This is a genomic window from Azorhizobium doebereinerae UFLA1-100 (assembly GCF_000473085.1).
Classification (GTDB): domain Bacteria; phylum Pseudomonadota; class Alphaproteobacteria; order Rhizobiales; family Xanthobacteraceae; genus Azorhizobium; species Azorhizobium doebereinerae.
The window spans coordinates 1-9,732 of sequence record NZ_AXBA01000063.1; the positions used below are offsets into that span (position 1 = coordinate 1).

A 9,732-nucleotide genomic window follows, 5' to 3' on the forward strand; every position below is an offset into this window, starting at 1 on the left:
TGGAGTGCGCCCCTTGAGGCGGACAGTGTGACGGTGAGCAATTGACCGGAGAGCCGGGCTTTCGAAGGATGAAAGCCCATGGCCCGACACCGCACTCACAGCATCGAGTTCAAGCGCCAGGTAGCCCAGAATTACCTGGCGGGCGAGACGCTCCACAGCCTCGCTCGACGACACGATCTGTCGCGAAATCTGATCCGTATCTGGATCCAGAAGTTCGAAGTCGGCGCCTTCGACGACGAGGCCGCCGCCGCCGATACGATCGAAGCCTACGAGGCGCGCATCGCTGCGTTGGAGCGGCTCGTTGGCAGACAAGCTCTGGAGATTGAGTTCCTAAAGGGGGCTCTGAAGCACGGACCGCGGCCGAGAAGCGCGACTACATCCGTTGTCACCGGCCCCGCGGCATCTCCGTCGCAGAAGGATGCCGGTTGATGGGGATCGCGCGTTCGACCTATTACGACACGACGGTCACCAGCATCGACGACACGGCGCTCGTCGAGACGATGGCGGCGGTCTCCGACAGCTTCGAGGCCTATGGCTACCGCCGGATGCAGGCAGCGCTGCGGCACCGCGGCTTTGTCGTGAACCACAAAAAGATCCGGCGCCTGATGCGCGAGCATGGTCTTCAACCACGTCGGCGCCGGCGCTATGTCGCCACCACCGATGGCGATCATGAACTGCCGATCTTCCCGAACCTGGCGAAGGATATCCTGCCGGATGGGCCGAACCAGCTCTGGGTGGCCGATATCACCTATGTCGCGATCACCGCGGGCTTCGTCTACGTTGCCGTCATCCTCGACGCCTGGTCGCGCAGGGTCGTCGGTTATGCCATCGGCCGCTCGATCGACGTTAGGCTGACGCTGGCCGCCCTGCGCTCCGCCATCGAAAAGCGAAAACCGCCGCCCGGCTGCGTCCACCACACCGACCGCGGATCGCAATACGCGGCCGGACGCTACCGGCAGGCCCCGGCCGAACATGGTCTCGTCGGATCGATGGGGCGCCGCGGTAATCCGTACGATAACACCAAAGCCGAGAGCTTTATGAAGACGCTCAAGGTCGAAGCCGTCTATCCGATGGCCTATGAAACCTTCGAGGATGTCGCCGCCGACGTTCCGCGCTTCATCGATCAGGTCTACAACGCCAGCCGACTGCACTCCGCGCTCGGCTATCTTAGCCCGCAGCAGTTCGAGGAAAAATACGCCCGGCTCACGGTCAAATCCGCAGCCTGATCCTGTCTACCCGCAGGGGCGCACTCCACTTTGATGACAGGCAGCAGGGCAGCCTTCTGACCGATTCCGTTGAAAAAGTCGGCCTATGAGAGATCTATGGGCAACCCCGCAGGCAATCTGTGCGGGGGGGGGGGCTCAGTAATGGGCGTCCCTTCCGCGACATCACCTTGTTTGTCGCCCTGCATTTTTGTCCAGCTTCCGACAACAGGATAATCTCCCGCCGTACAGCCTCGATCTCGATCGAAAGCGCATTCTCAAAACTCGAAGCCCCCGCCGAGCGGTTCGTCGAGAACCTCTGGACAACAATGGACGCAACTACACCAACTCATCACCTCAGACGGATCCCGCAACTATTCCGGCCCGGTAACTTCTGTGGTTTCCGACCGCCAGAAGTGGGCTGCGTGAATGGAAAATGCCCAAAGGACCGGCGCCTAATCTGGCGCGAAATTTGCCTGGGTGTAGCATCGGGCGTATTGCCGTTCCGGTGCAGCCACACGTTCGTAGCGGCTCACTGCATGCCGTGGGGGAGAGCGATGCTCAGACACCCAATGGATCCAGCAAATGCGATTGTGACGGCGGGTACATTGGTTGTCGGGCGCCCAAATCGAAGTGGGGTGGAGAAATGGAACAAGTTCGCGAGCAAATCACAGCATTGCTGAGCATCGTAAAGAGGTCACTCAATCCATCGTATCGGATAATTTGTTTCCCGCATGGTGGGGGGGGTGTCGAGTCGTTCCGTGCTTGGTCTGACTACATTCCTGATGACGTTGAGCTTATTTGCTTGAATTTTCCCGGGCGCGGCAGGCGGTCAACTGAGTCCGCCATCCGAAGCATGGGCATACTTGTAGACGTGGTCGGTGCTGCACTCCGGGAATATAGCGATCGGCCTTTTATTTTCTTCGGTCATAGTGTGGGCGCCCTTGTGGCTTACGAGATGGCCCGATCCCTGGAAAAGGCCGGTCGGCCATCTCCTTTCCATGTTGTCGTGTCTGCTCACAAGTCAGCGGATGTGCCGGCGGATGAGCCCCCTATGTATAGATACGGGGACGATAGATTAGCCGACCTGGTCCGGTCCCTTGGCTTGGTCCCCGAGGAGGCGCTGGCAAATGAGGAGCTCCTGCATAACTTCATCTTGCCGGCGCTGCGGGCCGACTTCGAGCTTGATGAGACCTACGACCGGAGCTTACCAACTCCTCTCAATGCCGCCATTACGGCTATGGGAGGTTTTCAAGATGAATTGCTCAATGCGAATGACCTAAGCGAATGGCGTCGACTTACGACCGCGCGCTTCGCCCGGATTATGTTTGCTAGCAATCATTTTTACACCCATTCCATGGCAGCGGAGGTGGTGTCTACGCTCCTGCGCGAAGTTGGGGAGGTAAGGGCGCAACTCACAGCTTCCATTCGAATTGGCGAGGCCCTACCTTATCCCGAACTACCACTGCATGAACAATTCCGTAAACAGGCGGCCGTCAATCCGGAGGCCTCTGCCGTCGTCTCAGAGGCTGGGATTTTGACATACCGTGAGCTCGACGACCTGAGCGAAATTCTATCTAGGCACCTTCTAGAACAGGGGCAGAGCCGAGGTTCGCGCGTGGGTATATTAATGGATGCCTCACCCGAATACGCCGTCGCGCTGTTCGGTATTCTTAAGGCAGGAGCGGCTTACGTCGTGCTTGACAAAGCGCAGCCTGTTGCTGCGCTAAAGCGGACGCTTGAGAAGGTAAATATTGAATTCGTTGTTACCAGCAACCGCTTCGCAGCAAACCTTTCGCCTAACTGGTCGGGTATTACGCTCTCGCTCGACGAGGGTTGGGAGGTGCGACTCGACAAGGCCAGTCCGACCAGCCCCCAAGCTGTGGATCTCGATGCGCCGGCCCAAATCGTATTCTCGTCTGGCACGACTGGTGAACCGAAATGGATCGTCTGCCCTCACCGAAGCGCTGTATGCTCTCACCAGTGGCGCTATCACGCGCTGCCATACGCGGCTAATGAGCGCGAGGCGGTTAATATCTTCTTGGTCTGGGAGATAATGCGGCCGATCCTCGCTGGGGTACCAGCCTATTTGGTGCCGGACGATGTTATCTACGACCCGTACCAGTTGGTTGAGTACTTGGGGCGATATCGGATTTCAAGAATAATGTTGACACCTTCAATACTGAATGTGCTTCTCAATAGCATAATTCTGGAAGCTCACTTCTGTCTTCCGGATCTCAGATTGATTTATTTATCAGGCGAGGTGGTAACAGCAGTGTTGCTTGCGCGTGTGAGGTGTTTGCTTCCGCAAGTCAAAATTATCAATTGCTACCGCACTGCGGAGGCGTATGATGTCACGCACATTGACTTGAGCGAGATCGATCCTGCGATCACACAAAAGGCCGTACCGGTCGGACCGCCTCAGCACAACGTCAGTGTCTATATCCTTGGGGAGCAACGCGACCCCGTACCACTGGGCTTCTTGGGCGAGGTCTTCGTCGGCGGCGATGCATTGAGTCATGGATATCTCGACAGCCCGGAGATGACACGGGAAAGATTCTTTCCCGACCCATTCCGCGCTGATGGCACAATGTTCCGCACCGGCGATCTTGGCCACATGCTGCCCGGCGGGGAGTTAGAGATTATCGGGCGCTACGCTTTCATGGTGAAGATCCGAGGTTATAGTGTCGTCCCCGAGGCTGTAGAAGCTGCTTTGCTTCGGTACTCGGGCGTCTGCTCCGCCGCCGTTTTGCCGGAGCTCGATCCGAAGACTGGTCAGCCCGATCAACTGATCGCTTATGTAGTCTTGCGGGATAAGTGTAAGGGCTGGGAGGCTGCATTGCGGGCACACTTGAAGTCCGAAGTGCCGCCCTACGCAATTCCGTCAGAGTTCGTTACTCTAAACGAGTTGCCCGTTACGGCCAACGGGAAACTTCATCGCTCGCGCCTCCGTGACGTCGCGCAAGAGGTGTGCACTTCAGTCACAGGAGCCGACGAGGTCGAATCGGCGCTTCGCGCAGCTTGGCGCGACCTTCTCCAAGCCGAAGCTGCCGATCCGGGCGACAACTTTTTCGACTTCGGCGGACACTCCCTTCTGGCGGCCCGCCTTTGCATGCAGCTTCGTGAGAGTCTGAAGGTGGAGCTCCGCGTCGTGGAGGTCTTCCTCAGTCCGACTTTTAAAGAACTCGCGGCTCTTCTCCGCAGGCGCCGCAGCGAGCAGGGGCTTCCTCAAAACCTGAAGCTTCCCAAAACAGCGTCCGTCTCGACGGGCAGGGCGCATATTGAGGCTTTCGACGTGCGACGCGGTCCCGCGATGGATATTGCTGTGATTGGTATGGCCGCGCGTTTCCCCGGCGCAGAGACCGTCGATGCGCTCTGGGAAAACCTCTGCCAAGGCGTCTGTTCGATCGCCCCGCTCTCGGTACGGGAACTCAAGGCCCGGGGCATTCCGGAAGCTGTCCTGAAACGCTCCGATTATGTGCGCGTGGGCGCCCATCTTAGCGATGTACACCTTTTTGATCCGGATTTCTGGAATCTCTCGAGCCGTGAGGCAACGTTAATGGACCCGCAGCATCGCCTGTTCCTCGAATGCTGCTGGCAGGCACTCGAGTCGGCCGGATATGCGCCAGCTCAGCACGAGGGCCGGACAGGGGTGTTCGCAGGCTCGTCCCTACCCCTCTATCTAATACATCATTTGAAGGGGGGGGGGCTCATAGAGCTTACCAACGCGCCGCTCGCTTTCCTGACGAAGCTTGGCAACGACAAAGACTATCTTGCCTCGCGCGTGTCCTACATGCTGAACCTCAACGGTCCAAGTATTGCGGTGCAAACGGCATGCTCAACCGGGCTGGTCGCAATCGCGGTCGCCGCCCAGTCACTCGCAGCCGGCTATTGCGATATGGCGCTGGCAGGCGCGGCGAGCATCGCGTTCCCTCAAGTGGGGTATCAGCATGTAGAAGGTTTCATCAATTCCTCGGACGGCGTATGCCGCGCTTTTGATGCCGATGGCGGCACGGTACTCGGAGATGGGGTAGGGGTCGTCGTTCTCAAGCGCCTCGAAGATGCTCTTGCGGCCGCCGACCCTATCCATGCGGTGGTAAGAGGGTGCGCAATTAACAACGATGGACGCACCAAATCGTCCTTCTCGGCGCCCTCTGCCCAAGGCCAGGCTGCTGTTGTGCGCCAGGCACTTGCCTCCGCTGCACTGTGCGCTGAAGACGTGGAATACGTAGAAACTCACGGCACCGGCACCAAGATTGGTGATCCAGTCGAAGTCCGCGCTCTGGCGGAAGTTTTTGCAACTCAAGATGGCGCGAGAAGTGCTTGTGCACTCGGGTCAATCAAGCCGAATATTGGCCATTCTGGTGCCGCTGCCGGGGTCGCGAGCTTCATAAAGACCGTGCTCAGCCTTCAGAAAGGCCTAATCCCCCCGACCATCAACATTAAGCGGCTGAACCAGGAGTTAAATCTGGAAGAAACATCTTTCTTCGTCAATGAGCAGCTTAGACCCTGGCCTCGTAAGCAGGGTCGCGCCCGAACTGCCGGAGTCACCGGCCTCGGCACCGGCGGAACCAATTGCCATGTCGTGCTGCAGGAATGGATGAACGAGACAGTAAGGGCGTGGCCTGGATCGATCGCGCGGGGATCCCACGCTCTGTGCCTATCTGCTAAGACGCCATCGGCGTTGAGTCGGGCCTGTCGGAATTTGGCCACGTTCCTGCGGCGCAACCGGGATGTCGATCTCGGTGACGTCGCTCAAACGCTCCGGATGGCGAGATGTCATTTTGATCATCGGGTCGTCATTGTGGCGCGCAACTTAGATATGGCCATCAAGAGGCTAGAGGAAGAGGCGGATGGAGCGACTGACCGAATTCGTTCTTCGCCGTCGATAGCGTTTATGCTGCCGGGTGGTGGAGTCCAGTACAAAGGAATGTTCAAGGATCTGTTTGATCACGTATCTGACTTTCGCGAGCCGTTCCTGATTTGTGTCGCCGCTACTCGCTCCGTGTTGGATCGTGATGTGGCGTCACTGATATTTGGGGAAAACGACGGCTGTGCGGCCGCATCCTTCGAAGAAATCAACGTCATGATCTTCTCTGTGCAGTACGCTATGGCGTGTTTGCTGGAAGCTTGTGGAGTGCATCCCGATTACCTTGTCGGACACAGCATGAGCGAATACGTCGTGGCCGCCCTAGCAGGCATTCTGAACCTTGACGACGCTGTCGCCCTAATGTGCGCTCGTGGTCGCGCGATGGCGAATCTTGGTGTCGACGGTGCTATGCTTGCGGCCAAATGCAGCCCGGACGAGGCTGAGCGCATTCTTGAGGAGGACACTTGGCGTGACCGGGCTGAAGCTGGCGAGATCAGCGTCGGTGTCGTGAATTCCAAAACTAGTGTCGTGTTCACCGGAAAAAGAGAACTGATTCAAAAACTGCAGGAGGCTCTCGATAAAGCAGAGATCCCCAACCAGGTTCTTGAAACAGCTGGCGTCCCCAGCCATTCTCCGCTGATGAAACCCGCGGCTGATATTATCGACGCACATGTCCGCGCGCTCGGGAAGCGAGTACCCGAATTGCCCATTTCTCTGAATTCGGGAGGATATCTGCACCGGGCGAAGGTGCCTCTACCCGAGACCTATTGGAGCAGGCAAGCCAGCGGAACGATCCGATTCGATCGCTCTCTTGCGGCAATCGTCGCGGCCGGCGCAACCGCGCTCATTGACCTCGGCCCCTCATGCAATCTGGCGCGTTTCGCACATGAAGCAATCGATTCAGCGGATGGTAAGACCAGAAATCCAGCGATCTTCTCAGCCGCGCACGGGAAGGACGACCTGAAGTCCACCGACCGTCATGTTCTTCTGGAGTGTCTTGGCGACCTCTGGTCCTTGGGTGTTGCTGTGGATTGGGAACGAGCCAGCGATCAATTGGAGCCGTTCGGTTCCTATCGGCGGATATCCCTTCCGACGTACTCCTTTGATCGTCACCGTTGCTGGCCGGACGGTCAGCCTACTGGCTTGACGGTTCTGCCGCAGACTGAAGAGCGAGAGCGGCGCAGGGGAGAGGTATTCATCTATGGCCAGAGTTGGACAGAGAAAGTACTTCCCCGCGCGGTTCGCGGTGACGGAAGCGCAAAGGTGCTTCGTTGGCTGGTCTTCGCCGATCAGCCTTTTGGTAGGGCGGAACGCGCGGGAGACGCGTTGGCAAACAGCATCACGCGGCTGTTGGAGGATGAGGGGCATGAGGTTGTTCGAATTTGCCGAAGAGCCAAACCCTCGAATCCATCCATGAAGGTCAAAGGGTCCATCATCATGATCGACCCCACCCGAAGAGGCTTAAAGGCGCTCTTCGACGCCGAGATCGCTTCGGGCCGTCCCGCTGACCGCATTCTCTGCCTCTGGCACCTGCACGGTTGCGCCGGCGAATCCGGGGGCCCGAATACGGTGCAGACCAATCTTTTGCGGAGCTACGAGGCGATGGTCGATTTGGCGCGAGTTCTCTCTGCACTGCCGTTTCAGGCTCCTGTTGATGTCTGGATTGTTGGCGACCGGATGGTCCAGGTCGGTGAGGAAGCTGTAGATCCGGAAAAGGCGTGCGCCTTTGGTCCCACCATCGTACTGCCACAGGAGAACCCGATCGTCGATTGTCGAGTTGTGGACCTGAACATTGACGAACCTGGAGCCACCGATCGGCTCTTCGCTGAAATCAGGCGGGACCTGCCAAGTCCCGATGCGTTGGTCGCCCTCCGCGGGAACCGGCGGTGGGTGCCACATTTTCCCGAGGTAACCCTTGCCGCAAGAGTCCCCGGCCAGGAGATCCTTCGACCCGAAGGAGTCTATCTGATCACAGGAGCTCTCGGGCGAATCGGTCTTTCCTTGACCGAATATCTTGTAAAGCTTGGGGCGACGGTCGTCGCGGTAACCCGGCGTGCAGTACCCGCCCTTTTGAGTTCAGGGCGCGTGGATCTCCAAGAGGATGGCTGGATGGGCCGATTGGCCGCGCTTGAGAATGCGAAGGGCCGGGTGATCTTTCGTCAGGCGGATGTATCTAATTTCGACCGCTTAGCGAGCGTTTTCGACGTTACTATTCGGGAGTGCGGCCGGATTGACGGTATCTTCCACGCAGCTGCGTTATGTGATCCGAAGTTCCTTTCTGAGATGGAGGACGCGACATCAGCCGATGAGTTCGCCTCCAAAGTGATAGGAACGCGCAATCTCTATAATGCGCTGAAACGAATTCAATCTACGCGCACCCAAGGACCAGAATTCGTTTTCCTTTTCTCTTCGCTTGCTTCAGTTCTCGGCGGACCCGCAAGGGCCGCCTATGCGGCGGCAAATTGCTTCATGGACGCGTTTGTACGCCAAGTGCCAGGCAAAGTCGGCACCCGGTGGATCAGCTCCAACTGGGATGACTGGGATTACTCGTGCGAATCGCAGGTCACTGCAAGGTATGCTATATCTCACGCGAAGGAGGTGGCACTCGGTTCCGACGAGGCGATCGACATTATTGAGCGCATACTGGCAACCGTCGACTATGGTCAGGTCATCGTAGCGACGCGTCCCTTGCCTCCGCGTATAAGGCAATGGGTCGACCAAGTCCGAACAAATACGCCCGAAGAGCGGCCGGATGAAGAGGAGATATCGTCGGGCGAAGAAGCTAGAAAAGGCAGGGGCGATCTGGGGGGGGGTGATCCGAAGAGTCGCTTCCTGCAAGAAGTGAGGTTGCTCTTGGGTACGAATGAAATAGGTTTTGATGACAACTTCTTCGACGTTGGTGGAAACAGTCTTCTCGCCGCAGCGCTTCAAGTTGGCTTAACGAAAAGCGATTGCTGGAGGTCGCCGCAACTGGGTGAGATTTTTAAGGCAGGGACGTTCGGCGAGCTCTATGACCGGATTTCCAGACGTGTCGGTCATCAGTCGCAATAACCGCGAAAGAGCGGGAGCATCAAGATCTCGCGGAGAAGGGGGGAGGCGCCACAAGGCGCGGCGTGCCGCCTTTGCCGTGCACTGGGCTCAGGACCTATTAATTTGCCTTGAGTTGTGATTCGCAGTCTCCATTGAGGGGGCTGTGATGAGCGATTTGTTCCTGCTGAGCGAGCGGCAGATGTCTCGGATCTCGCCCTTCTTTCCCTTGGCCCATGGCGTGCCGCGGGTCGATGGCCGCCGGGTGGTGAGTGGCACCGTCTATGTGATCCGCAACGGGTTGCAGTGGAAGGATGATGACCTGAGCCCCGTTTCTTCTCCGGCTTAGGAGAGAGTCCGAGGGTTGATGATCCGAGACCATTTCTTGGACCGCCGGCCGTTAGAGTTTCCGGCCCCTACTCACGGCGGCGGGCTGGGTGCGCCGCCGGAGTTTTGTAACGTGATCGGTGGCTTATGGCCGATGGCGCCGTGCGGCCGATCCTCATTGTAGTATCTGAGCCAAGCCTCCATCTTTTCGGCCGCATCGGCAAGCCTCAAGAACCAGTGGGTGTTAAGGCATTCAATGCGAAAGCGCCCATTGAAAGCCTCGATGAACGCGTTGTCCGTGGGTTT

General features: G+C 58.0%; 5 protein-coding genes. 4 read left to right on the forward strand and 1 reads right to left on the reverse strand.

All coding sequences use genetic code 11. The annotated features are described in order from the left end of the window. The first annotated feature begins 78 nt into the window (after positions 1-78). From YU1_RS0124850 to YU1_RS31140, 4 genes are all read left to right on the forward strand, one after another. The gene (locus tag YU1_RS0124850) at positions 79-429 is read left to right on the forward strand and encodes a transposase (protein WP_029006236.1); all 351 of its coding nucleotides are present in this window, start codon (positions 79-81) and stop codon (positions 427-429) included. Next, complete coding sequence (locus YU1_RS0124855; protein ID WP_245263452.1) at positions 402-1,226, forward strand: IS3 family transposase; 825 nt, start codon at positions 402-404, stop codon at positions 1,224-1,226. The genes YU1_RS0124850 and YU1_RS0124855 overlap by 28 nt, the downstream gene beginning before the upstream one ends. A gap of 622 nt (positions 1,227-1,848) precedes the next feature. Next, complete coding sequence (locus YU1_RS33725) at positions 1,849-9,123, forward strand: type I polyketide synthase (protein WP_198019063.1); 7,275 nt, start codon at positions 1,849-1,851, stop codon at positions 9,121-9,123. A 145-nt stretch (positions 9,124-9,268) separates the two neighbouring features. Continuing rightward, complete coding sequence (locus tag YU1_RS31140) at positions 9,269-9,448, forward strand: transposase (RefSeq protein ID WP_035716695.1); 180 nt, start codon at positions 9,269-9,271, stop codon at positions 9,446-9,448. Between the two features lie 71 nt (positions 9,449-9,519). Here YU1_RS31140 and YU1_RS33050 read toward each other — a convergent pair. Beyond that, a partial coding sequence (locus tag YU1_RS33050) for an integrase core domain-containing protein (RefSeq protein WP_156922443.1) occupies positions 9,520-9,732 on the reverse strand: 213 nt, incomplete at its 5' end.

Coding starts and splice junctions, on each gene's coding strand:
- YU1_RS31140 (WP_035716695.1), top strand. CDS start 9,269: ATGAGCGATTTGTTCCTGCTGAGCGAGCGGCAGATGTCTCGGATCTCG.
- YU1_RS33725 (WP_198019063.1), top strand. CDS start 1,849: ATGGAACAAGTTCGCGAGCAAATCACAGCATTGCTGAGCATCGTAAAG.
- YU1_RS0124850 (WP_029006236.1), top strand. CDS start 79: ATGGCCCGACACCGCACTCACAGCATCGAGTTCAAGCGCCAGGTAGCC.